Source organism: Paenibacillus sp. FSL K6-1122, assembly GCF_037977015.1.
Lineage (GTDB): Bacteria > Bacillota > Bacilli > Paenibacillales > Paenibacillaceae > Paenibacillus > Paenibacillus amylolyticus.
Window position 1 is genome coordinate 5,468,790 of record NZ_CP150272.1, and the last position, 23,978, is coordinate 5,492,767.

The following is a 23,978-nucleotide window of genomic DNA, read 5'->3' on the forward strand; positions in this document are numbered from 1 at the left end:
TGCATATATTTACACTTGCTTGCCATCATCGTAACACTTCTTATTTTATCTCAATGATTGGCTGTTCGCCAACTTTCAGCACTCCACTCTTCTTCAGAGTTACCGTGGAGCCCTCTGGCAGGTTGGTGAAAATAACTGGAGAAATGATCGAAGGAGCGTTTGCTTTGACATACTCCAGATCCACTTCCATAATCGGCTGACCTGCCGATACCAGATCACCTTCCTGTACCAGTACGTTAAAGCCTTGACCTTTCAGCTTCACCGTATTAACGCCTATATGAACAAGCACTTCCTTGCCACCATCGGACATGATGCCCACGGCATGTTTGCTTGGAAATACATTAAACACTTTACCATACACAGGAGAAGTTATCGTACCATCATGTGGCAAAATTGCGAACCCATCACCTGTCATTTTCTCAGCAAAGACCGGATCAGGTACGTTTGTAATGTCCAGCAATTCACCATTGACTGGCATGACGATATCCTCAGCAACAATGCGCTCGCCCTGCTCACCTTGTGCCTTCTCCTCTTCAGGAGTTGGTTTGGCAGCTGCTGGCGTTGGTGCTGGAGTTCGTCCTGCAATAATATCCTGCATCTGAGATTTGATCGTGTCGGAACGTGTTCCGAAGATGGCTTGAACATTATTACCCACTTCAAGTACACCAGATGCACCCAATTGTTTCAAACGATCTTTTTTCACATTGGATTTCTCATTAACTTCGATCCGCAAACGAGTAATACAAGCGTCCAGATGTTTGATATTTTCCTTGCCACCGAAAGCTTCGAGAATGTTATGTGGCAGGTCATCCGTTGAACCAGAGCCTCCGCCAGATTCGGTTTCAGGCGTTGCATCTTCACGTCCTGGTGTTTTGAGATTGAATTTGCGAATGATAAACCGGAAACCGAAGTAATAGATCACCGCAAGAATCAATCCGACAATAATAACATCCCACCAAGGTGTACGGTTCGGAATAATCCCGAAGATCAGGAAGTCAATGAACCCACCGGAGAAGGTCATACCGATCTTTACACCCAGAATTTGCATGGTCATGAAAGACAAACCTGCAAAGATACAGTGTACTGCAAACAGGATTGGTGCTACAAACAGGAACGAGAATTCAAGTGGTTCTGTGATACCTGTCAGGAACGAGGTCAGCGCAGCTGAACCCATGATACCTGCAACATACTTTTTATGTTCCGGTCTTGCTTCATGGTACATCGCAAGTGCCGCTGCTGGCAAACCGAACATCATGAACGGGAATTTACCAACTTGGAATGTTCCCGCTGTGAGGTTCACACCATCACGCAATTGATTGAAGAAGATTTGCTGGTCACCACGGATGACATCTCCAGCTTTGTTCACATACTCACCAAACTCAAACCAGAATGGGGAGTAGAAAATGTGGTGAAGACCAAACGGAATTAATGACCGTTCTACAACTCCGAAGATGAATGCCGACAATGTCGGGCTTGTATCTACCATGAAGTGAGATACAGTATTCAATCCATTTTGAATCGGCGGCCAGATAATCACCAGAAGCAACCCGATTACAAGGGATACTACCGATGTGATAATCGGAACGAAACGTTTACCTGCAAAGAAACCGAGGTAAGACGGCAGTTCGATTTTGAAAAACCGATTGTAACATAGCGCGGCGGCAATACCTATGATAATACCTCCGAACACGCCTGTACTTAATGTTGGGATACCCAAGATGCTGGCATAACCCGGTACTTCACCGATCATGGCCGGAGTAACCCCTACTGCGGTACCCAGTGTGACGTTCATGACCAGATAACCGATGATCGCTGCCAGACCTGCAACCCCTTCGCCACCGGCCAATCCGACGGCTACACCGACGGCGAAGAGCAATGCCAGATTATCAAATACGATCTGACCTGCGTTCATCATAATTGTTGCGATCGAGTTCACCCAAGGGGTGTCGAGCGCCGTTACATATTGCAAGAAATCTGGATTAACCAACATGTTACCAATTCCGAGCAGCAAACCTGCCGCAGGTAGAATGGCTACAGGCAACATGAGAGCTTTACCTACTCTTTGCAATACACCAAAAAGCTTTTTGAACATCGCGTCGTTTCTCCCTTTCGTCTAATTTATATGTTGTGATGCAAGCAAGGGAACACAAAAAAAGGCATGAATTAATAAAGTAAACTGTGCCAACCTTGGGGTATAGCATACCCTGTACAAGGAAAGAACAATCACACTTTAATTAACTCATGCCTGATCGAGTCAGTAACACGTCGCTTATGTTTATTCAGTTGCTTGATTACGGAAACCATTGTAGCACCAGTTCTAATCTATTGCAAGCCTTTACACCAAAAAAATAAATTCCGCATTCCATCACTGGAATGATCTCACTTATTCTCTTCTTCCTTCCGCTGATTCAGCCTTTGCAGATGAATGGTCAGATAACCTACTTCAGCAGGATAAACCGGCAGTTTCAGTCTTTTTTCCATTACTTTGGTCAGTTTCCATGCAAGCGAGTACATTTCGGGATACTCCAACTTAAGCAGGGAATCCAACTTATGAAGCTCTTCCACTTTGTCTCCACGGCGAACACGCTCAAGGGCGAACCGAAGATGAGTCAGCAAACGAGAGTAATCCAGCGATTCCGTTTCAAACGAATAATCGAGTTGATCAGACACCAGGTTCACCAAATCAGTGATCAATTGTGAATGCTCACGTACCTGGGATATATTTTGATTGGTCATTGCGCTATAGATATGGAGGGCAACAAAACCAATCTCGTCCATCCCCAGATCTACACCCATTTTCTCTTTGATCAGACGAACAGCGTATTCTCCCATTCGATATTCTTCAGGATAAATCTCGCGGGTTTCATATAAAAATGGATTTTGTATGATAATGCCCTGCTCCTTGCGTTTTAACGCGAAAGAAATGTGATCGGTTAATGCAATATGGATATGTTCATTCAGAGGAACGTCCGTACGCTCTGCAATATACGTAATAACTTCGTTAATAATCTCGATCAGTGCTTCATCCACCTGTGGAAGAAGCTGTTTGTACTGCTCTTGCTCCTGCTGGTTTTTCAAAATGAACATTTTCTCCACAGCCATCAATGGAATGTGATCACTCGGTTTTCGGTTAAAGCCAATGCCTTTACCAATAACAACGACTTCCCCGTGTTCTGGATGCTGTGCAATGATTACATTATTATTTAGCGCTTTATCTACATGCAAGCTGCTCATTGTTTGCACCTCTTTTTCACACCATCTTAGGTGTGATTAAGTCACACCCTGTTACGAACGAAAAGACACCCGGAGCGGGCAAACCGCGCCGGACGTCTCGCTTAAAAAGTAACAAAAATTCGCCTTAAGGTCAATAGAGCAACCATGCAAGATTCGAAGTGCTTCTTACTCGTCAACTCCAGCTCTTTCCACAATCTTGTCGATTATAGAAGGAGTTGTAACAGCCTCGCTCTGTTGAATGGCAACTGGCGCAGATGTTTTAGACTTCGTAAGGCCTTTAATCAGCTGCTCTACATCGATGCCGGATACACTTTTGAGCATCTCTGGAGCGGTCGCCATAAGTTCAGTAACATAGTTACTCACTCGTGCCGCACCTTCACCTTTACCTGTATCTACCACCGTCAGTTTATCAATGGATGCAATTGGCTCTGCAATTTTGCCAGCCAGTTCAGGCAGCATTTTGACAATGATATCGAGTACAGCTGCTTCGCCAAACTTCTGGAACGCTTCGGCCAGTTTTTCTTTTGCTTCTGCTTCTGCAAGACCACGCAAACGAATAACTTCTGCATCTGCTGTACCTTTGGCAAGTTCCGCATCCGCCATGGCCTGACCTTCAAGTCGCTTCTGCTCAGCTGTTGCTTTGGCATGTGTTTCAATGGAATACTGTACTGCATCAGCTTCACGCATTCTTTTGGCTTTATCCGCTTCGGCAGCCTGCTCTACCGCATAACGATCCGCTTCTGCCTTTTTCTTCACTTCGGCATCGTATTGTTTCTCACGTACGACGATTTCTTTTTCCTGGAGGTCAATCTCACGTTCTTTACGAACGAGTTCAACCTTCATTTCTTCCTCCACCACGGTCTGTCTCGCGCGCGCTTCATGGATATGGTAAGCCTGGTCGGCTTCCGCTTTGGCTGTATCCTGATCCCGCTTAAACGTGGCTACTTTCAGTTCCTTCTCTTTGGCTGCCTCAGCGATATTGGTATCACGCAGCAACTCTGCTTTTTGACCCTGCTCTTCTGCATTGGCCTTCTGAATACGTGCATCACGCATCGCTTCCGCTTCAGCTATCTCCGCATCACGCTTCACAGCAGCAATTCTCGGTTTACCAAGAGCATCCAAGTAGCCCTGTTTATCACGAACATCCTTGATGGTAAATGAAACAATTTGAAGGCCCATTTTCTTCAGATCTCTAGCTGCTACACCTTGAACCTCTTGCGCAAACCTATCCCGGTTCCGATATACTTCTTCCACCGTCATTGTACCGAGGATGGCCCGCAAATGCCCCTCCAGTACCTCCTGTGCTTCGCTTCTCAGCGCTTCTACAGGTTTACCGATGAATTGCTCAGCTGCCGTAGCAACGTCTTCTACAGCGCCTCCAACCTTGATAATAGCTACACCGTCAGCAATAACCGGAACCCCTTGCTCCGTGTACACTTCAGGTGTGGAGACATCCAGCTTGTGGGACAATAAGGAGATAAATTCGGATTGCTGGAATATCGGCAGGATAAATGCACCGCCACCACGAACAATCTTAATTTTTCGGCCAGAATCATCATCGGAGATATTTTTGCTACCCAGGAATGATCCCGTAACGATCATCGCCTCATCCGGTCCAACCGTTTTGTATCTCGCCCAGAAAGCCAAACCTAAAATTAGAATGACACCGACTACAACTATAGGAATCAGCAATACATCCCAATTCAAATTCAAATTATCCATTCCACATCTCTCCCCTTATTCATTCATGATGAGTGCTTAAACTACTTAGGTGATAAGAATACTTTATAAATCTTTAAGTACATTTTCATCCCATTCCGACACACGCAGTACACCATCTACAACATCCACTACGACAACACGTGCTCCCGCCGCAATGGGGAGGTGTTCAAAACTGGATGCCGTTTGAATCGTACTACCGGATGCAAAGCGAATCATGACTTCGCCAAAACCTTTTTCCGGCACCGGAATGGTAATTTCGCCAATTTTCCCAGATAACTCTTTCATCGAAAATGCAATCGAGACATCGCTGTTACGCATCGGTTTGATATATGCGAAGAATACCAACATGGCTGCAGCAACACCTATAAGCAGGGATAGTATTAGACCCGACATCGCACTTAATGAACTATAACGTGTCAGCATAATGCCTGCCCCACCGAAGGTTGTAATGGAACCAGCTAACACAACGGGTTTGAAAAAATCAAGACCTGGCATTTCGAAGGCTCCGTCAATCAAGCCGTCAATCAAGTCACCCAGCACAAGGCTGACAACAGCAAATATGGCTCCTCCGATCAGACACCCCCAATAAATTGTCTCCATCCCCTGTTCCTCCTCTCTCTGCCGCAAATTCATCCTAACTAGGCATTCCACATGTAAATAAATACGTAGCAAGGGGGGAAATGTTTCAAAATCTTTCCTCAAATGTATTCTGAACCCGATAATGGGTATTATCACGACATTCTGTTCTTCTTGCTTCATGTTCCTCCATCATTCACGTGTACAGCCCGAATACATGAAAAAACCGCAAGCCCCCATGAAGGAGACTTGCGGTTATTGGACAACTTGATGTGTCCTTTCACTTTGCAGTGATTATAGAATTACAGAGAAGCCTTGTAGATGGATACAACATCTTCCCGTTGCAGTTTCTTGAAATTACCGAATGGGCCAAACAGCATCGCTTTGTCTGCCATTACGTCGATCTGGCTATCATCGATATCGTAATCAGCCAAACGGTTAGGGGCACCAATGGATGTCCAGAATTTGCTGAGCGCATCGATACCTTCTTCAGCAATCTGTCTGTCCGACTTGCCTTCAGGGTTCACCTCGAATACATTAATTGCCAGACGTTTGAATCGATCCACATTCACGTCCAGGTTATGTTTCATCCAGTGTGGGAACAAGATTGCAAGTCCACCGCCGTGTGGGATATCATACACTGCGGAAACCGCATGTTCAATATTATGTGTTGCCCAATCTCCTGCGAGACCCATATTCAGCACGCCATTCAGTGCCATTGTTCCGCAATACAGAATTGTTTCGCGCAGTTCATAGTTCTCCAGGTCTTCAACCAGACGTGGCGCTGCTTCCATGACAGTACGCAGAATCGTCTCACAGAAACCGAGTTGAACCGGTGTATTGGCATCCAGATGGAAGTAATGCTCCAATACGTGGGACATCATATCCACCATGCCGTATACCGTTTGGTCCAGTGGAACAGTGTATGTATTCACTGGATCCAGGATAGAGAATGCAGGGAATGAGTATGCGCTACCCCAGCCCAATTTTTCTTGTGTATCCTGATTCGTAATAACCGAACCGGAGTTCATCTCCGAACCAGTTGCCGCCATGGTCAATACGGTACCGAGTGGAAGAGCGTCCTGTGCAACGGCTTTTCGCTGAGCAAAATCCCACATATCGCCATCATATTTGGCACCTACAGCAATAGCTTTGGAGCAGTCCAGTACACTGCCGCCACCTACAGCGAGGATCAGGTCGATGTTATTTGTTTTACAGAGGTCTACCCCTTTATGCACCGTAGAAAGACGTGGGTTAGGTTCCACACCTGCCAGTTCAGTCACTTCTGCTCCAGCTTCCTTAAGCAAACCGATCACTTGATCGTACAGACCACTGCGTTTGATACTGCCGCCACCATATACAAGCAGAACCCGTTTACCGTATTTCGGCACTTCTGTCTTTAATGCTTCCAGTTGTCCTTTGCCGAAAATCAGCCGGGTTGGATTATAGAATTGGAAAGATCTCATATCTATTGTCGCCTCCAATGGAGTTTAGTATTTTTGTGCAACTCCAATTATAGTACCCTGTTTATAGAAAAACAAATCGATAGTCACTCACTTTATAACAACCCGTTAATCTCCAAATGAGCTCGAAACATCTCGCTAGATGAAGGCAAATTTTCAGCATCCACCCATGTTTCTGTGGCCCATAATCCAGCCTGTTTGAATGCCCGCGGACAATGGATAAAACACTCTTCCACATCTACAATGACAGCCGCACCTATGGTCTTACCACTCCAGCCCATACTGGCGATGAATTCCTCATCCTTGGTAATGGATGCTGTGCCATTAATACGCAGCACTTCATTCATACCCGGAATCAAAAATAGCATACCAATACCAGGGTTCGACAACATGTTCAACAACGAGTCTATCCGCCGATTGCCTGGGCGTTCGGGATAGACGAGCCGGTATGTATCGTACACTTTCACAAATCCCGCTCCATCACCCCGAGGTGACACATCACTTTTTCCATCACGATCGGAGGTGGAGAGGAAAAATAATGGTGACATGGATATAAAGTTCTGAACATGTGAATCCACAAATGGAATTGCCTTGTTACGCACATGTTCATGCGGTTCACCCACCATGCTTTGCAGTTCCTCAGCATCTTTAATCAACGGAATATTCAATGCCTGCTTTTCCAATTATTCGTCCCCGTTTCTTCATTGAGTTATGTTTTCAATGGCTTTCCACCATTATACATGCGGGAACTGACATCTTCCATTTCTGAGAACGAATATGAAATGCGTAATTCATAATACCGCGTCCCCATGTGCCCTGGGGTCACCAATTGGAGATTCAGTATTGTTAATCTCATCTAACAGTTGTACTGTAACCAAAAGAACTTCAAAATTCTTAAAATAAATATAAGGAGGTTATTGGATTGAAAAAAGCAAGCATCTTCCTCTTTGCTCTGCTAATGTTCCTCGTACCCTGGGGACAGATGGTTATGTATGCTGAGCCGAATAAAGAAAAAGATTTCATAACGAGCGCTAATGCTCATGGAATCACAATAAACGACTATGTGGGCACTTCGAAAGATGTCATTATTCCCGAAACCATTGGCGGTCAACCAGTTACTTCTATTGGTGAAAAAGCATTTTACAGCGATCATTTGACTTCTGTAGTTATTCCGCATACCGTCTCCACGATTGGAGAAAGGGCATTTGAAATCAATCAACTAACTTCTATCGTCATTCCAGAGACTGTCACGACTATTGGAGACTTGGCATTTGGATACAACCGACTGACCTCTGTCGTCATTCCGGATAGTGTATCCACAATTGGGAACTCCACTTTCACTAACAACCAACTGGCCTCTGTCGTTATTCCCGAGACTGTTATGTCGATCGGAAATAGTGCATTTACAAACAATAAACTAACTACTGTCGTTATCCCAGAGAATGTCTCAACTATTGGATACTGGGCATTTGCATCTAACCAGCTGACTTCCATTGTTATTCCAAATCGTGTCTCTTCCATTGGACATGCTACATTTATGGACAATCAACTGACTTCTGTCGTCATTCCGGATAGTGTCTCCTCTATCGGGGCGATGGCATTTGCGGACAATCGGTTGGCGACTGTCTTCATTCCAGCTAGTGTCTTGTCAATTGGTTTCTTAGCGTTTGATGGTAACTCATCCCTTATTATTACGGGTTTTGATCCTTCAGAGGCTCAAAACTTCGCTAACTTTTATAGCATTCCCTTCCAAAAATTGAATATGGTTGTCTCCTTCGACTCCAATGGAGGGACCCCGGTTGCCGTCACTCAAGCCACTTATGGGCAAACCATTGTACCTCCCACTCAGCCTACCAAGGACGAGTTTTTGTTTGAAGGCTGGTACATGGATTCGGTATACTCCCTTCCCTGAGATTTTGCCAGAGATACCGTGACTGGGGACATCACGCTGTACGCCAAGTGGACGAGTTCAGTGACAACTGCGTCCAAATATACGAATAAGGAAGATCCCATTTCCACTTTGACCGTCTCTTTTGATTCTCAAGGCGGAAGCCCCGTTTCCTCTACTATTACTAGGAATAATCAAGCAATAGCACCTCCCACTCAGCCCAGCAAGAGCGGGTTTTCATTTGATGGATGGTACATAGATTCGGCATTATCTCTTCCCTGGAATTTTGACCGAGATACCGTAAGTCGGGACATAACACTATATGCCAAATGGGTAAAGACTGATAGCTCTGAAAACCATGGTGGCAGTCCTTCTTTCTGGACCAGTAGCTCTATCACTGCCGCATCATCCCAGGAACCTGATACAGGTACGGAACTTAAAACCGAACCTAAACTTAAAGTTGAACCTGAACCTAAACCTAAAGAACCAACAACACCTTTGACTCCAGTTGTGTTCAGTGATATTTCAACCCACTGGGCACGCTTGATGATTGAAAGTATCGCTGCACGTGGTCTGATAAAGGGATATCCCGATGCCACATTCAGGCCTAACCAGCCAATCTTGCGTAAACACATGGCTCGTATAATCAACGGAGCGTTTGAGCTACCGATAATCCGAAAGGCTCCTCCCTTTGAAGATGTAGAGCCCGCACATCCCTACTTTGAAGCTATATCTCGACTACAAGAAGTCGGCCTTATTGATGGATTCCATATTTCGAACGGCTTAAATGATTTCTTCCATCCGGATGCGGTACTTACACGGGCTGAGGCAGCAAAAATTTTGGTACTCGCGCTGGACCTGCCGCTGATCCAAACGAGTTCTTTTGAGGATGTGCCCTCCTCCCACTGGGCTCATGACTACATAGCCACACTGGCCGAGACTCGAATGGTTGTAGGATATCACGGACAGTTCAGGCCGGATGACTCCCTAACCCGAGCCGAGCTGGCTGCCCTGATCTATCGTTCTATTCCAACAGAACAAACGACTGGCTCACAACTCCGTTAAAAATCATATTCAAAAAAACACCAGCCCTTGATTATGGGCTGGTGTTCATCGTTATACATGTCTATTCAGTGTATCCCATGCTGCTTACAAAACGACGGAAAGCCTGGCGTCCTGCTTCATCATATTTGTAGACCCCTGCATGTTCCAGAATCTCGGCAAATTTCAAGCCAACTTCCTGCTGTACAATGGCAACGGCTTGTTCTTTGTCCAGGTTAGGACCAAACCGTTCAATCAATTCTTCCGCCCAGCCCAGGTGTTTGTTCAACACATGATCAGAAGCTTTGGCAGATTCAGCAAGTTTAGCATCTCCAGCGAGGATATCCGCGATACTGTCCAGTTCTTCTTTCAAACGACCTGGCAGGATGGCGAGCCCCATCACTTCGATCAGACCAATGTTTTCTTTCTTCAGATGGTGCATTTCACGGTGCGGATGGAAAATGCCTTCTGGATGCACATCATTTGTGCGGTTGTTACGCAAGACGAGATCCATCTCATACCCACCGTCTGCACTACGACGAACGATTGGTGTTACCGTATTGTGTGGTACTTGTTCCCCGTCTACTTCACTGAATGCTTCGATATCCACAGCAGAATCACTGTAGACCTTCCACGCTTCATATACGGCGTTACCCGCTTCAAGCAGCTCTGCAGGATCGTGTGAAGCCAGACGCATTACGGACATTGGCCATTTCACAAGACTCAACGTAAGTCCAGGTGCATCCGCATGGCGGAAGACCGCCTCTGGCTGTGCATTTTGAATCGCGAATGTATGACGTCCACCCTGGAAATGGTCATGTGTCAGAATCGACCCACCTACGATCGGCAAATCTGCATTAGATCCGATAAAGTAATGCGGGTACTCCCCAACAAAGGCAAGCAGTCTGCGCAGTGTATCCTTCGTCAGCTTCATCGGCACATGATCATGATGGAAAATGATGCAGTGCTCGTTGTAGTACACATACGGCGAGTATTGGAACAACCAAGGTTCGCTGTTAAGTTCCAGCGGAATGACTCTCAGATTCTGGCGGGCCGGGTGATTCACCCGACCAGCGTAACCTACATTTTCACGACACAGCTGGCATTTGGGATATACCGGCGGCGGAAGCAATTTCGCCATGGCAATTTCCTTTGGACTTTTCTCCGGTTTTGACAGGTTGATAGTAATCTCCATGTCTCCATAGACCGTGTCCTGTGTCCAGTAGACGTTCTTCGAGATCCGATCCATCCGAATGTAGTTGGAGTTAATCGACAAGTCATAGAATTGAGATGTGGCCGCCTCAATGCCTTCCGTCTGCTCCGTGTGGCGGAATGCGCGTACCACCTCGGATGGGCGTGCCATCAGATGACCCATGATTTTGGCATCCAGCAAGTCACGGAACGTATCGCTATTTTCAGGAATAAGTCCAATGGAAAATCCATAATCGATCAACGTATCCAGCATAGCCTGTGGGCCATCGGGCACATTCGTGTCCAACTCGCCGGCATAAGGCTCTGAGAATCCGAATTGTTCCAGCAAGAGGTTGCGGCTATAATCCCAATCCGCTTCCTCGATTAATTGTTTCTGCAAGGCAAATGCAACCAGACGTTCAATGGCATGCAGTGCTTCCTGCTGCTCCGGTGTCGGCTCTGTGGCACCTGCTGCAATATGAGTCTGTGACATAAGGTGTTCGCCTCCTAGTTTTTTCCGTAGCCGTCAGGACGTGATTGGTGCCAGCTCCAAGCGCTTTGAATAACATCTTCCAGATTGGTCCATTTTGGATTCCAGCCCAGGACAGATCTTGCTTTTGCAGATGAAGCTACCAGCACAGCCGGGTCACCTGCACGACGTGGTTCCTGTACAACCGGAATATCAAGGCCAGTCACTTTTTTGGCTGTTTCGATCACTTGTTTTACCGAGAATCCTGTGCCGTTACCCAGGTTGAACACATTACTGTTCTCACCTTTGCGAAGATAATCTACTGCACGCAGATGTGCATCAGCCAAGTCGCTCACGTGGATATAGTCACGGATACATGTCCCATCTTCTGTTGCATAGTCGTCACCAAACACGGCGATGTGCGGGCGTTGTTTCAATGCTGTTTGCAATACAAGTGGAATCAAGTGACTCTCTGGTTGGTGATCTTCACCAATTTTTCCGCTGTCATGAGCACCGGCTGCATTGAAGTAACGTAGGGAAACGTATTTGATATCCTGAACTTTATCAAACCATGACATCATGCGCTCCATCATCAGCTTTGTTTCGCCGTATACGTTGGTTGGTTCTGTACGATCGCTCTCTTCGATTGGCACTTTCTCAGGCTCACCGTAGGTAGCTGCTGTAGAGGAGAAGACGATGCGGCGTACGTTCGCTGCATTCATCGCTTCCAACAGACAGAGTGTACCAAACACGTTGTTGTCATAATATTTAACCGGGTCTTTCATACTCTCGCCTACGAGTGAGTTGGCTGCAAAGTGAATGACTGCATCGATTGAATTCTCAGCAAACAGCTTCGCCAGAATTTCTTTGTCACGCAGATCCCCTTCATACAACTTACCGCCGAGCAACGCCTCACGATGCCCTGTCTGCAAGTTATCCAGTACAACAACCTCTTCCCCACGTTCCAACAATGCTGCTACCGTATGAGAACCAATATACCCTGCTCCACCTGTCACCAAAATTGCCATTTTACTTCGCCTCCTTCAATTCTTTAACACCATCACCTACACCGCATACATAGAAATCACCTTTGAGACGGGTACGCGCTTCATATGCAGCGCCCACTTCACTTACAAAACGCTCGACATCATTCTCATGCACAAGTGATACGGTACAACCGCCAAATCCTGCGCCAGTCATCCGAGCACCAAGCGTGCCTGGAATCCGCTGAGCTTCTTCAACCATAACGTCCAGCTCATCACAGCTTACTTCGTACAAGTCACGAAGCGATTCATGAGAAGCGTTCATCAGCTTGCCGAAGGTTTCCAGATCGTTACCCTGCAATGCTTCGACTGATGCGAGCACACGAGCGTTCTCTTCCACAACATGTTGTGCACGCTGTCTTACTTTCTCATCCTTGATCTGATCCTGGAGTGTTACGAACTGCTCTGGCGTCAATTGAGCCAGGTAATTCAGTGCAGGCAGCTGTTCCTTTAAGATGGCAAGTGCCTGCTCGCATTGGGAGCGACGTTCATTGTAGGCCGAATCCACCAGACCGCGGCGTTTGTTTGTGTTACCGATGACCAATTTGTAGGAGCCTGTACGGAAAGGAACCTTTTCGTATTCCAGTGTGTCACACATCAGCAGGATCGCATGATCCTGAGCACCGTTTGCGACAGCGAACTGATCCATGATTCCACAGTTGACGCCTACGAACTCATTTTCCGCTTTCTGGGACAAAAGTGCCAGTTGAACCGTATCAATATCCGATACACCCTCCAGAGACTGAATCGCAAATCCGGTGAGTACCTCCAGAGATGCAGATGATGAAAGTCCTGCCCCGTTCGGAATCTCCCCGTGGTACAGGAAGTCATACCCTTTTGTTACATTCACGCCCTTGCCTTGCAGTTCAACCATGACACCAACAGGATAGTCGGTCCATTCTCCGGATTTTTCCTTACCGATGGAGGAAGTGTCTAGTCCCCCTTCATAAGACATGTTCGTGGAAGCCAGTTGCAACTTGTTGTCCTCGCGCTCACGAATGATCAATGTTGTTCCGAATTCAAGTGCTGCCGGAAGCACGTATCCACCGTTATAGTCAATGTGCTCACCGATCAGATTCACACGCCCAGGGGCATGAAATACACGGATGTCCGCTCCACTCTCTCCGTACTTCTCAATAAACTTTTGTTTCAATTCAGTTACGTTCACTGCTGGTGCACCTCGCCTCGTTGTTGTGGTTTTCTTAATGTTATTATATAAGAAAGCGGTGCCTCTTGTAATGCAACCATGTGTGTTTCATATGGATAAATGTGACCTTAAGGCGTATAATGATCGGAGCATCCCGGAAAGAAGGAAACGACCATGTCAGATCAATCCAACCCCAAGAAAGAATCCCTTGCATCTTCTAACGAAAAAATACAGGAATCACCTTCCGGTAAAAGCGGAGCACTCAGTTATTCGGTTGCCTCCAATCCGGTCTATTATGAACAAGGCGCACTGCATGTCCTGTTTGCCGGGGCAAGCCAGACCCTTCCGGGTCACGCCCTCGGTCCTAAATTGTTTGATTATTATCTGCTGCATTATGTAGAAAAAGGAGCGGGTACGTTCCGTACCGAATTGCACACCTACGAGTTATCCGCAGGTGATTGTTTCCTCATTCATCCCGGGCAGCTGGTAAGCTACCAGTCACATGCCCGCAACCCATGGCAATATCGCTGGATTGCCTTCACAGGCAGCCAGGCTGGCCAACATGCCGAGGAGGCAGGATTCCGCCCCGAGAAGTCCGTTTTTCATGCCGGACCCTCTTGTGGAATATCCAATTGGCTATCCGTGATGCAGGATGCTTTTGCCGAGCGCAAAGAAAGCTCTCATTTCACATCACTGGGTACGTTATATATGATTCTAGCCGAAGCACAGAATCACCTTTCGCAGGGCCAAACCTTAATTCCAGGTGAATCCTCCATCCGACGTACGGTGAAACAGATGATTCAATATATGTCTACCCAGTATGCCTATCCTGTCTCCATTGAACAAATGTCTGCGAGTCTCGGGTACAACCGCGCGTATTTATCCCGTATTTTCAAACAGGAAACTGGACTTTCCCCAGTCACGTATCTGCTAAAACTGCGGATCGACAAGTCGCGCCAACTCCTGAGAGAACGCCCGGATCTGTCCATCGAACAGGTATCTGCATCAGTGGGACTGCCAGACGCGCTGTATTTCTCCAAACAGTTCAAACGATTTCACGGTGAAGCGCCTAGCTTGTATCGAGAGAAAATACTGTCCCGTCCACTACATCAGGGGTTACAGAAGAATGCTCAACAAAACAAACGATGAGCAACATAACGGACGGAGGAACCACATACGACAAAAAAAGGTGCATTCCGCCATTATGGCTAAGATGCACCTTTTGCACTTTATTTATTTGTCATCAGGCTCCGGAGACAGGATGGATTCAATCCGTTCCAATTCCTCTGTAGAGAAATCTAGCTGACTGAGCGCAGCCACATTCTCTTCAATCTGGGAAGGACGACTTGCGCCAATCAGCGCGGAAGTTACCCTGCCATTACGCAGCACCCATGAGAGTGAAAATTGGGCCAAACTCTGACCACGGGCTGCTGCAATCTGGTTTAGCGCACGCACTTTGCGGAGCGTCTCTGGAGAGATGTTGTTCTCATTCAGGAATACCGACGGTCCTTTGGCACGTGAGTCTTCCGGGATACCATTCAAGTATTTGTTCGTGAGCACGCCTTGTGCCAATGGACAGAATGCAATACTGCCTGTTCCATACTCATCCAGCACGTCCTGCAAACCATCTTCAATCCAGCGGTCCAGCAGCGAGTATTTCGGTTGATGAATTAACAGTGGCGTACCCAGACTTTTCAGAATTTCGGCAGCCTGTCTAGTCTGCTCTGCGGGATAGTTGGAGATCCCTACATACAGGGCTTTGCCCGAGCGAACAATATGATCCAGTGCCATCATCGTTTCTTCCAAAGGCGTTTCGGGATCATAACGATGTGAGTAGAAAATATCCACATAATCCAGGCCCATACGCTTCAAGCTCTGATTCAGACTGGATACCAGATTTTTGCGTGAACCCCACTCGCCATAAGGCCCCGGCCACATATAATAACCCGCTTTGGTGGAGATCACCAGTTCATCCCGATAAGGTTTCAGATCCTGGGCCAGTACCTGTCCAAATAACTGCTCTGCCGAACCTGCCGGTGGGCCATAATTGTTGGCAAGATCAAAATGTGTAATACCCAGATCAAATGATCGGGTAATCATATTACGGCCATTCTCAGCATTATTGATACCGCCAAAATTATGCCACAGCCCCAGTGAAATCGCTGGCAGTTTCAAACCTGAACGTCCAACGCGGTTATATTTCATCGTTTCATAGCGAGTATCGCTTGCTACGTAGACCATTATGAATCCCTTCTTTCCCCAGGTTCCGCCTCTTGTATCCGGTCTATGCCGGAGAATGCGGTTATTCAGTCCATACGTTCAACCAAGAAGCTGGTCCACAATATTCATTACCTCACCAATCGGCTCTGTAATCAGCAAATCAGCCCTGCTGTCGTAAGCGGTAGGTGTAGCGTTGAGCAGAACGGTATGTTTTCCCTGAAAATACGTAATTAACTGGGCCGCCGGATATACCGTCAGTGACGTGCCTCCCACGAGTAACAGATCTGCAGAAGACAGTGCATCAATGGAACGATACAATGTCGTCTGATCCAGCTCCTCTTCGTACAGCACCACATCCGGTTTGATCACACCACCACATGTGGTACAGCGAGGCACGGTATCTTTGGACTGTATAATATCATTTAGCGTATAAAACTGCTTGCAATCCATGCAGGCATTACGATGAATTGAACCGTGAAGTTCAAAAACATTGCTGCTACCTGCCTTCTGATGTAGTCCGTCGATATTTTGCGTGATCACTGCCTGAAGTTTTTCCGCCTGCTCCAGACGGGCCAATAGTCGATGACACCCATTCGGTTCAGCATCTGGATGAAGCATTTTGCCACGATAAAAATCATAAAAAATATCGGCATGTTGATCAAAAAAATGTCGGCTTAACAACTCTTCCGGTGGATAAGGCGAATGCTGCTCCGTCTGATACAGACCCGCAGCGGAGCGGAAGTCGGGAATCCCGCTTTCCGTTGAAGTCCCTGCCCCTCCGAAAAAAACAATCCGGGAGCTTTCCTGAATCCAGGCAGCCAGTTGTTCTGTTGCGTTCATCCTCTCTCCTCCTTTTATATCGTTCAATCAGGTCAGGGTGACTTATAAAATAACGCTTATCTCATTATAATGACGAATAATGGCATGGGCATCAACCAGGTGAGATCCTTGATCTAACTGTGAACAGTAACCGAGGGTATAGGATACCTCTGCGTGCCGCCCCATCTGCATATCCCCATTGCTGTCTCCAACTACAACGGCCTCCGCAGGATCGATATGTAATTCACGGCAAGCCAAGAGTGCTGCTTCTCTATCCGGTTTGCCCTGGGTCACCCGATCACAGCCCACAATGGAGGTGAAAAAGGAACGAATCCCCATCCAATCCAGATGTGTTTCTGCTGCCGCTGTACTATCTGAAGTGACGACCGCCAGTGGTATGTCTGCTGCCCTGCATTTCTGCAAGAAATCCAGCAATCCTGACATTGGTTCAGCGGATTTGCGCTCTCTTACCGATCTCATGGCTACACTTGAAAATTGGCGTATCGTTGTGATCGCTTCATTCCATGGTATGCCTGCTGCATATAGCTGCCCGGCAAGCAATCCCGTGCACTCATCCACAGTCGCAATGGCAAGTGGGCCTTGCGGATCATATCCAACAATATGACCTTGCGGATTATGGGTAGTGCCCAGAACATGCTCCCGTTCAACTGTAAATGAAGCTCCGAGTTCATTCATACGTGATTGCAACTGATCCAGTAATGCCTCTGCCCACGGCCCCCATAGCTGGAGGAATTCCAGCAGTGTTCCATCTTTATCGAACAGGATACCTTTACATGGGATCTGCACTCCATTCACTTGAAGCATGGTCATCCATATCACCTCCATTAAGTTATGCTATAAATGCATTCAACCCTTAATGCAGAATAATTAAATCAAAACCTACTTGATGGTACTTAACCAAGCCAGCACCGTCTTGACCGTCTGATTCAGCTGTTCTTCTCCACTCACTTCCGGATCGCCATCTCCTTTTTGATGACCATAATCACCAAACTGGGCGTGGTTACCACCTTCAATGGTGTAATATACCGTGTCTTCTGGAAGATACATCCGTCCACTCTGATACTTCGTAGCATTCACGACTTCATCTTTAGTACCTAGAATAGATAAAGCAGGTATTCCAAGTGACTTTACGCTCCCTTTTTCATCCGGGTAAGATGCCAAGAAGAAAATCCCGTGAAGTGCATCTGGATGTGCGGCTACATAACGTGCAGCCATGGACCCGCCGAGAGAGTGTCCACCCATAACAAATTGTTCGTCTGGATATGCGGCCAGAATCTCATCTGCCAAGTTTGGCTTAAGCACTGCCAGGTTAACTGGCATCTTGGCAATAATCGTGTGATGACCCGCAGCAGCCAGCTCATGCGCAAGTGGTGCATAACTTTCCGGTTTTACCAGTCCACCAGGATAGAAAAGTACACTTTTCCCAGACGGTTTGTCTGGCACAAAATCAATCCAGTTCTCTTGTTCACTCACTGTCACCGGATTGGCTGTTTCCATGGCCGCTTGGGCTGTTTCCTGTGGACCGTATGGTGTGAATAATTTCCACGCAACAAATCCACATCCAATGACAATGAGCGCCAGAAGTACGAGCAGGAATTTCCCGATGCCCCTCTTCTTGCGCCCTATATTATACCGATTTCTCAACGTTAATCACCTTTCTTCACTTCCGCAGGTGCCGCGGCTCACAGAATTGGGAGCCTTTGTTTATCAGGCTCCCCTTCTACGAATTGAAAAAATATTATTCAGCCTTGGCCTTGCGGTAAGCATCCATATATTGTTCCGCTTTGCGACGGACATGACTCAGGTCACCCGTCTTCACAGCTTCCGATGTCAAGTCGGAGCCGATCCCTACAGCGACTGCTCCACCCTTGATCCAATCCCCCAGATTAGACAAGGATACCCCGCCAGTTGGCATAAAATTCGCCTGCGGCATAGGGCCCTTCATCGTTTTGATAATCGAAGGATCATACAGGTTACCCGGGAACAACTTCACAATGTCCACGCCGAGTTCCAATGCGCGTTGAACGTCAGCAATCGTCATCACACCAGGCAGAATCGGAATTCGATACAGGTTGCAGATCTGAACGGTATCCGGGTTCAGGGAAGGTCCGACTACAAACTCGGCACCCGACATGATGGCCGCTCTTGCCGTTTGCGGTTCAAGCACCGTTCCCGCACCAATAATCGCGAATTTCTCTGGATCTTGTGTGTTCCAATGGTATACACGGCTTAATTTTTCAATGGCTTTGAGTGCACTGGGTACTGTCATCGTAATCTCGATAACTTTAATGCCACCCGCAATCGCTTGCTCGGCCATGGCAATGACTTGATCAGCAGAATCTGCACGCAGAACTGCCACAACCCCATTGTCCGTAATCTTTTGCAACAGCTGAAGCTTCTTCATTTCATTCTCTCCCTTGTCAATGTGGTGGTTGTGTATACAAGCCTTACATTTAAGAACGAAGATGAGCCATATATGATTTAGAGCGACTAACGCTCAACATGGGCAACGTTGTTCAGCTTGGCCTCGACCTGCCCCCACGTCGGGAGCGCCTCCCAATCGCCAACAGCCTGTATAACCATGGAACCGGTCAAATTGCCGAGACGGGTTGCTTCCTGCGGGGAGTATCCTTTTAATATACCCGATAAAAATCCCGCGCAGAATCCATCTCCTGCTCCTACCGTATCCAGAACATTATCCGCCTTAAAGTACGGAACTTCAGTTAGGGTACCATTCACCAATACGTAGGTCAAATCAGGGCCACCCTTCACGATGCACACAGCATTCATGGCAGATAAACGCTCAAGTACTTTTTGATCATTTTCTTCGTTATATAGAAGTTTCATCTCGTCCAGACCCGGTAAAAAGTAGTCCGCCAGTTCAGCTAAACGCAGTATAACCGGACGGGCCTCATCCGCAGACCATAGTTTGAGACGCAGATTTGGATCAAAGCTTACTTTCACACCTGCCTGTTTGGCAATATGTATGGCAGCCTCTACCGTAGCAAGTCCGGACGGGCTTATTGCTGCCGTTATACCCGTAACGTGCAATATCTTCGCCCCGGCAATATAATCAGGATCCAGATCATCAGGTGTGATCGCACTTGCAGCAGATAGCTTCCTATAATAATGCACCGAGGCTTTCCCGGAAGCGTTCTCACGAATCATCAAACCAGTTGGCTCGTGATCACTCAACCTTACCCGGGATACATCTACGCCTTCACCGCGAATGGCTTTCAGAATCATACTGCCGATCGGATCATTGCCCAAGCGTCCAAACCAACCACTGGTATGCCCCAGGCGGGATACGCCAATAGCCAGATTGCTCTCAGCACCCCCGAAAGACTTGTCCAGTGTGGCTGCATATTCCAGCCCTCTTGTATCCTTGGCAGTCAGCAAACCCATACTCTCCCCAAACGTAATAATTTCCGGGCTTGGATAGGGACTCGTTGACATGATTTCTTCCCTCCTTATAGTTACATTCCCTCATCTTCTTTTTCTATTGTCATCCTCTATGCAACCGTTGTCAATCCCGGAGCGTTCATTTTGTTGTCACAGCTTTGAGAAAAGATAACGCTTACTAATGTGAATTAAATCACAATAGATAATGAACATCCATATTACCCTTATTACAGATGCAAATGACCTTGCAAACAGGGTCTATAAGGGGGCTACACCATGAAAAATCAGACACTGATCCGGGATGATCAGGAATCTTTCTTTTACAATCTGCGCTTTATGCTTATCGTCTGTGTCCTAGCTGGTAATGCACTTGAACCACTCATTACACGTTTTGCAGGAGCGGAAGCTCTGTTCCTGTGGATATATACGTTTCACATGCCACTCTTTGTATGGGTAACCGGGTATTTTGCGACACACTCACTCCAAGGTGCATCTGGACGAAACGTTCTGAAGCAGATTGCACTACAGTATGTACTGTTTCAGTCCTTATACGCATTGATGGACTTTACCGTATTCCACACACCCCATATGCGGCTATCCTTCTTTGCACCTTACTTGCTGTTATGGTTTCTCGCGAGTCATTTCTGTTGGCGACTGTTGCTTCGTCTGACGATTTCCTGGAAACCGATATATCGGCTGATTGGATCAATTGCGCTCGGTGTAATTGCCGGGTATTTGCCCATCGACGGGTTCTGGCTCAGCTTCAGCCGTACGTTTGTATTTCTGCCGTTTTTTGTCATCGGTTATGACTATGGAGCAACCATCCGTTCACGTTTATTATCCGGTTGGGGGCGAAAAACCGCAGCCATCCTCTCTGCTGCACTGTTGGTATGGATCGGGTATGGTGGTTTGAACATTTCATCCGGATGGTTACTAGGCAGCATGACGTACGCCGAACTGGGTCACCACGAATGGTATGCCGGTATCTTCCGACTCGGAGTCTACCTATTGGAAATCGCATCGGCAGCACTGTTCTTGGCTTGGGTACCTTCCTTGACTTCCAGACTGACGGACCTTGGACGACGCACACTCTATGTGTTCCTGCTGCATGGGTTTCTCGTTCGTCTCGCGATCTGGTCCGGAGTCTACAGTTATATGGGAAGCTCGGCATATATTCCAGTCATACTGGTCATTGCCGTACTCTTTGCAGTCACACTGGCTCTGCCGGCTGTACGCCACACGTTCAAACCCTTAATTGAACCGGATATATCCCGCTTTTCTTTCAATCGTCATGAGGTGTTTAAACGGTCGGCCTAATGCTCTGACGGATCTCTTCACCATCGATTCTATCCTAGTGAATTGTTTCAGGCTGGAAATAAGGTGGTAAATTAGGGATACGCGCTACAAAAAACAACTTATCGTTGTAAGGAGTGATTTGTAATGGCACGTCAACCGACGTCAGAACACAAGATGAGCCGTGAGGAAGCTGGCAGATTAGGTGGCAAAGCGACTTCCAAGAACCATGACCGAAGCTTCTACCAGATGATTGGAAAAAAAGGTGGAGAAGCGACTTCAGATGCCCATGACACTGACTTTTACAAGCAGATTGGTCGCAAGGGCGGCGAAGCAACCTCCGAAACTCATAATAAGGAATTCTATCGTGAGATTGGACGCAAAGGCGGAAGCAACTAATTAATTCCGCTCGCCACATCGAAACATGATCATAGCTTTCCCGTAAATCAAGAAGTCTAATTCCATGAAAATGGTTTGAGGCTTCTTTCTATTGATTGTAGAAATATGACGACGGTTGTGATAGACTCAATAGAAAAACCGGGTGTTCACGGGTTTAAAGCAGCAAAGAATTTCACAAACTACGGGGAGCTCGACACCGGCATGCCGGTCCTTTTTTTAGAGTACGGATGAAATTAAACGACAGATGCACTGCCATTTACTTTTCCATTCATGTTGCTCAATATTATATATTTGGGGGGAATACACCATGTCAGCCAAGAAGATGCGTTCCGATATGATCAAAAAAGGTTTTGACCGTGCACCACACCGGAGTTTGCTCCGCGCAGCGGGCGTTAAAGAAGAGGATTTCGGCAAGCCGTTTATTGCCGTATGTAACTCATACATCGATATCGTGCCCGGCCACGTCCACCTTCAGGAATTCGGTAAAATTGTAAAGGATGCTATTCGTGAAGCCGGTGGCGTTCCATTCGAATTCAACACCATCGGAGTAGATGATGGTATTGCCATGGGACACATTGGTATGCGTTACTCGCTGCCAAGCCGTGACATTATCGCGGATTCCGTGGAAACCGTTGTATCTGCACACTGGTTCGACGGCATGGTATGTATCCCGAACTGTGACAAAATTACACCAGGCATGATGATGGGTGCGCTTCGCGTAAACATCCCTACCCTGTTCGTAAGTGGTGGACCAATGAAAGCTGGTCGTGACAGCAATGGTAAAGCTCTTTCCCTGACTTCCGTATTTGAAGGTGTAGGTGCTTACCAAGCAGGTAAAATCGATGATAAGAGCTTGCTTGAACTTGAACAGTTCGGCTGTCCAACATGTGGATCATGTTCCGGTATGTTTACGGCAAACTCCATGAACTGTCTGGCTGAAGCGATGGGACTGGCTATGCCAGGTAACGGAACCATCCTTGCCGTTGCTCCTGAGCGTCGTGAGTTTGTTAAACAATCCGCTACCCAATTGATGGAACTCATCAAAATGGACTTGAAACCACGTGATATCGTAACTGTAGAAGCGATCGATAATGCGTTTGCACTGGATATGGCGATGGGTGGATCTACGAATACAGTACTGCACACGCTGGCACTGGCTCATGAAGCAGGTATCGAGTATCCAATCGAACGTATTAATGAAGTAGCGAACCGCGTTCCGCATCTAGCGAAACTTGCACCTGCTTCCGATCTTCACATCGAAGACGTTCACAATGCAGGCGGCGTAAGCGCAGTGCTGAACGAATTGCTCAAGAAACCAGGCGCAATTCATGGAGACTGCATTACGGTAACAGGTAAAACGATCCGTGAGAACGTTGAAGGAAAAGAAATTCAGGATACAAATGTCATTCATCACCTGGATAACCCGCATTCCGAAAAAGGCGGCCTGGCTGTATTGTTTGGTAACCTTGCACCACAAGGCGCTATCATCAAAGTTGGTGCAGTTGATGCTTCGGTTGGCGGATACCACAAAGGTCCTGCCATCTGCTTTGACTCCCAGGAGCAAGCGCTTGAAGGTATTGCTAACGGCAAAGTAAAAGAAGGACATGTTGTTGTTATCCGTTATGAAGGACCAAAAGGTGGACCAGGTATGCCTGAGATGCTGGCTCCTACTTCCCAGATCGTAGGTATGGGATTGGGTGCCAAAGTTGGTCTGATCACCGATGGACGCTTCTCTGGCGCATCCCGCGGAATCAGTATCGGACATATCTCTCCGGAAGCAGCTGAGGGTGGTCCAATCGCCTTTGTTGAAGAAGGAGACATCATCGAGCTGGATCTGAACAACCGTATCATCGAATTGCACATCAGTGACGAAGAGTTTGAACGTCGTCGCGCAGGTTGGAAAGGCTTTGAACCGAAAGTAAAAACCGGTTACCTGGCTCGTTATTCCAAACTGGTTACCAATGCAAGCAACGGTGGCGTACTGAGTATCTAATTCACTAACAAATAAAGGGTTGCTCTTCTGCCAAATCTGGCGAAGGGCAACCCTTTT

Annotated in this window: 20 protein-coding genes and 1 pseudogene; 6 read left to right on the forward strand and 15 right to left on the reverse strand. The window is 47.1% G+C overall.

What is annotated here, in order from left to right; all coding sequences use genetic code 11:
• Positions 1 to 40 precede the first annotated feature (40 nt).
• The 6 genes from ptsG to NSQ20_RS24525 all read right to left on the reverse strand — a co-directional run bounded on the left by ptsG (position 41) and on the right by NSQ20_RS24525 (position 7,678).
• Positions 41 to 2,092: a glucose-specific PTS transporter subunit IIBC gene (ptsG, locus tag NSQ20_RS24500; RefSeq protein ID WP_340031060.1), complete on the reverse strand. Its 2,052-nt coding sequence runs from the start codon at positions 2,090 to 2,092 to the stop codon at positions 41 to 43.
• Positions 2,093 to 2,379: 287 nt separating this feature from the next.
• On the reverse strand, positions 2,380 to 3,234 hold the full coding sequence (locus NSQ20_RS24505; RefSeq protein ID WP_047844046.1) for a PRD domain-containing protein: 855 nt from the start codon (positions 3,232 to 3,234) through the stop codon (positions 2,380 to 2,382).
• 165 nt (positions 3,235 to 3,399) lie between these two features.
• Entirely contained in the window at positions 3,400 to 4,956 is a 1,557-nt protein-coding gene (locus tag NSQ20_RS24510) for a flotillin family protein (RefSeq protein ID WP_339186013.1), read from the reverse strand.
• 63 nt (positions 4,957 to 5,019) lie between these two features.
• Complete coding sequence (locus tag NSQ20_RS24515; RefSeq protein WP_340028570.1) at positions 5,020 to 5,556, reverse strand: protease; 537 nt, start codon at positions 5,554 to 5,556, stop codon at positions 5,020 to 5,022.
• A gap of 278 nt (positions 5,557 to 5,834) precedes the next feature.
• Complete coding sequence (locus NSQ20_RS24520; RefSeq protein WP_047844049.1) at positions 5,835 to 6,998, reverse strand: iron-containing alcohol dehydrogenase; 1,164 nt, start codon at positions 6,996 to 6,998, stop codon at positions 5,835 to 5,837.
• A gap of 92 nt (positions 6,999 to 7,090) precedes the next feature.
• On the reverse strand, positions 7,091 to 7,678 hold the full coding sequence (locus NSQ20_RS24525) for an MSMEG_1061 family FMN-dependent PPOX-type flavoprotein (protein ID WP_340028569.1): 588 nt from the start codon (positions 7,676 to 7,678) through the stop codon (positions 7,091 to 7,093).
• Between the two features lie 239 nt (positions 7,679 to 7,917).
• On the opposite strand from NSQ20_RS24525, the gene NSQ20_RS24530 reads away from it, so the two are divergent.
• Complete coding sequence (locus NSQ20_RS24530) at positions 7,918 to 8,907, forward strand: leucine-rich repeat protein (protein ID WP_340031061.1); 990 nt, start codon at positions 7,918 to 7,920, stop codon at positions 8,905 to 8,907.
• Positions 8,908 to 9,393: 486 nt separating this feature from the next.
• Positions 9,394 to 9,948 (forward strand): S-layer homology domain-containing protein, encoded by a 555-nt coding sequence (locus tag NSQ20_RS24535; RefSeq protein ID WP_340033059.1) that lies wholly within the window; start codon positions 9,394 to 9,396, stop codon positions 9,946 to 9,948.
• Positions 9,949 to 10,009: 61 nt separating this feature from the next.
• On the opposite strand, the gene NSQ20_RS24540 is transcribed toward NSQ20_RS24535, so the two are convergent.
• From NSQ20_RS24540 to NSQ20_RS24550, 3 genes are read right to left on the reverse strand one after another with little or no spacing between them, the layout of a single operon-like run.
• A complete protein-coding gene (locus NSQ20_RS24540; protein WP_340031062.1) occupies positions 10,010 to 11,608 on the reverse strand; it encodes a UDP-glucose--hexose-1-phosphate uridylyltransferase in 1,599 nt (532 codons plus the stop codon).
• A gap of 14 nt (positions 11,609 to 11,622) precedes the next feature.
• Entirely contained in the window at positions 11,623 to 12,612 is a 990-nt protein-coding gene (gene galE / locus NSQ20_RS24545) for a UDP-glucose 4-epimerase GalE (protein ID WP_017686840.1), read from the reverse strand.
• A 1-nt stretch (position 12,613) separates the two neighbouring features.
• A complete protein-coding gene (locus tag NSQ20_RS24550; RefSeq protein ID WP_036674508.1) occupies positions 12,614 to 13,795 on the reverse strand; it encodes a galactokinase in 1,182 nt (393 codons plus the stop codon).
• 153 nt (positions 13,796 to 13,948) lie between these two features.
• Between NSQ20_RS24550 and NSQ20_RS24555 the strand changes: the two genes are divergently transcribed.
• A complete protein-coding gene (locus tag NSQ20_RS24555; RefSeq protein ID WP_235193973.1) occupies positions 13,949 to 14,923 on the forward strand; it encodes an AraC family transcriptional regulator in 975 nt (324 codons plus the stop codon).
• Positions 14,924 to 15,007: 84 nt separating this feature from the next.
• On the opposite strand, the gene mgrA is transcribed toward NSQ20_RS24555, so the two are convergent.
• The 6 genes from mgrA to NSQ20_RS24585 all read right to left on the reverse strand — a co-directional run bounded on the left by mgrA (position 15,008) and on the right by NSQ20_RS24585 (position 20,290).
• Entirely contained in the window at positions 15,008 to 16,015 is a 1,008-nt protein-coding gene (gene mgrA, locus NSQ20_RS24560) for an L-glyceraldehyde 3-phosphate reductase (RefSeq protein ID WP_036674510.1), read from the reverse strand.
• Positions 16,016 to 16,093: 78 nt separating this feature from the next.
• Complete coding sequence (locus tag NSQ20_RS24565) at positions 16,094 to 16,834, reverse strand: NAD-dependent protein deacylase (protein ID WP_338706879.1); 741 nt, start codon at positions 16,832 to 16,834, stop codon at positions 16,094 to 16,096.
• Positions 16,835 to 16,876: 42 nt separating this feature from the next.
• On the reverse strand, positions 16,877 to 17,644 hold the full coding sequence (locus tag NSQ20_RS24570; RefSeq protein WP_036616986.1) for an HAD family hydrolase: 768 nt from the start codon (positions 17,642 to 17,644) through the stop codon (positions 16,877 to 16,879).
• 69 nt (positions 17,645 to 17,713) lie between these two features.
• Positions 17,714 to 18,478: an alpha/beta fold hydrolase gene (locus tag NSQ20_RS24575; protein WP_338706881.1), complete on the reverse strand. Its 765-nt coding sequence runs from the start codon at positions 18,476 to 18,478 to the stop codon at positions 17,714 to 17,716.
• A 94-nt stretch (positions 18,479 to 18,572) separates the two neighbouring features.
• Entirely contained in the window at positions 18,573 to 19,238 is a 666-nt protein-coding gene (locus NSQ20_RS24580; protein ID WP_017686833.1) for a bifunctional 2-keto-4-hydroxyglutarate aldolase/2-keto-3-deoxy-6-phosphogluconate aldolase, read from the reverse strand.
• An 86-nt stretch (positions 19,239 to 19,324) separates the two neighbouring features.
• Complete coding sequence (locus NSQ20_RS24585; RefSeq protein WP_340031063.1) at positions 19,325 to 20,290, reverse strand: sugar kinase; 966 nt, start codon at positions 20,288 to 20,290, stop codon at positions 19,325 to 19,327.
• 222 nt (positions 20,291 to 20,512) lie between these two features.
• Between NSQ20_RS24585 and NSQ20_RS24590 the strand changes: the two genes are divergently transcribed.
• The 3 genes and pseudogenes from NSQ20_RS24590 to ilvD all read left to right on the forward strand — a co-directional run bounded on the left by NSQ20_RS24590 (position 20,513) and on the right by ilvD (position 23,921).
• Entirely contained in the window at positions 20,513 to 21,553 is a 1,041-nt protein-coding gene (locus tag NSQ20_RS24590) for a fucose 4-O-acetylase (RefSeq protein WP_076319865.1), read from the forward strand.
• 123 nt (positions 21,554 to 21,676) lie between these two features.
• Positions 21,677 to 21,919 (forward strand): annotated as a pseudogene (locus NSQ20_RS24595) (general stress protein); the annotation flags it as partial.
• A gap of 316 nt (positions 21,920 to 22,235) precedes the next feature.
• Positions 22,236 to 23,921: a dihydroxy-acid dehydratase gene (gene ilvD / locus NSQ20_RS24600; protein WP_036616973.1), complete on the forward strand. Its 1,686-nt coding sequence runs from the start codon at positions 22,236 to 22,238 to the stop codon at positions 23,919 to 23,921.
• Positions 23,922 to 23,978: the final 57 nt, after the last annotated feature.

What these genes read in the sequence shown, in the direction of transcription:
- ptsG (WP_340031060.1), bottom strand. Translation starts at nt 2,092, where the DNA reads ATGTTCAAAAAGCTTTTTGGTGTATTGCAAAGAGTAGGTAAAGCTCTC.
- NSQ20_RS24505 (WP_047844046.1), bottom strand. Translation starts at nt 3,234, where the DNA reads ATGAGCAGCTTGCATGTAGATAAAGCGCTAAATAATAATGTAATCATT.
- NSQ20_RS24510 (WP_339186013.1), bottom strand. Translation starts at nt 4,956, where the DNA reads ATGGATAATTTGAATTTGAATTGGGATGTATTGCTGATTCCTATAGTT.
- NSQ20_RS24515 (WP_340028570.1), bottom strand. Translation starts at nt 5,556, where the DNA reads ATGGAGACAATTTATTGGGGGTGTCTGATCGGAGGAGCCATATTTGCT.
- NSQ20_RS24520 (WP_047844049.1), bottom strand. Translation starts at nt 6,998, where the DNA reads ATGAGATCTTTCCAATTCTATAATCCAACCCGGCTGATTTTCGGCAAA.
- NSQ20_RS24540 (WP_340031062.1), bottom strand. Translation starts at nt 11,608, where the DNA reads ATGTCACAGACTCATATTGCAGCAGGTGCCACAGAGCCGACACCGGAG.
- galE (WP_017686840.1), bottom strand. Translation starts at nt 12,612, where the DNA reads ATGGCAATTTTGGTGACAGGTGGAGCAGGGTATATTGGTTCTCATACG.
- NSQ20_RS24555 (WP_235193973.1), top strand. Translation starts at nt 13,949, where the DNA reads ATGTCAGATCAATCCAACCCCAAGAAAGAATCCCTTGCATCTTCTAAC.
- mgrA (WP_036674510.1), bottom strand. Translation starts at nt 16,015, where the DNA reads ATGGTCTACGTAGCAAGCGATACTCGCTATGAAACGATGAAATATAAC.
- NSQ20_RS24565 (WP_338706879.1), bottom strand. Translation starts at nt 16,834, where the DNA reads ATGAACGCAACAGAACAACTGGCTGCCTGGATTCAGGAAAGCTCCCGG.
- NSQ20_RS24570 (WP_036616986.1), bottom strand. Translation starts at nt 17,644, where the DNA reads ATGACCATGCTTCAAGTGAATGGAGTGCAGATCCCATGTAAAGGTATC.
- NSQ20_RS24580 (WP_017686833.1), bottom strand. Translation starts at nt 19,238, where the DNA reads ATGAAGAAGCTTCAGCTGTTGCAAAAGATTACGGACAATGGGGTTGTG.
- NSQ20_RS24585 (WP_340031063.1), bottom strand. Translation starts at nt 20,290, where the DNA reads ATGTCAACGAGTCCCTATCCAAGCCCGGAAATTATTACGTTTGGGGAG.
- NSQ20_RS24590 (WP_076319865.1), top strand. Translation starts at nt 20,513, where the DNA reads ATGAAAAATCAGACACTGATCCGGGATGATCAGGAATCTTTCTTTTAC.
- ilvD (WP_036616973.1), top strand. Translation starts at nt 22,236, where the DNA reads ATGTCAGCCAAGAAGATGCGTTCCGATATGATCAAAAAAGGTTTTGAC.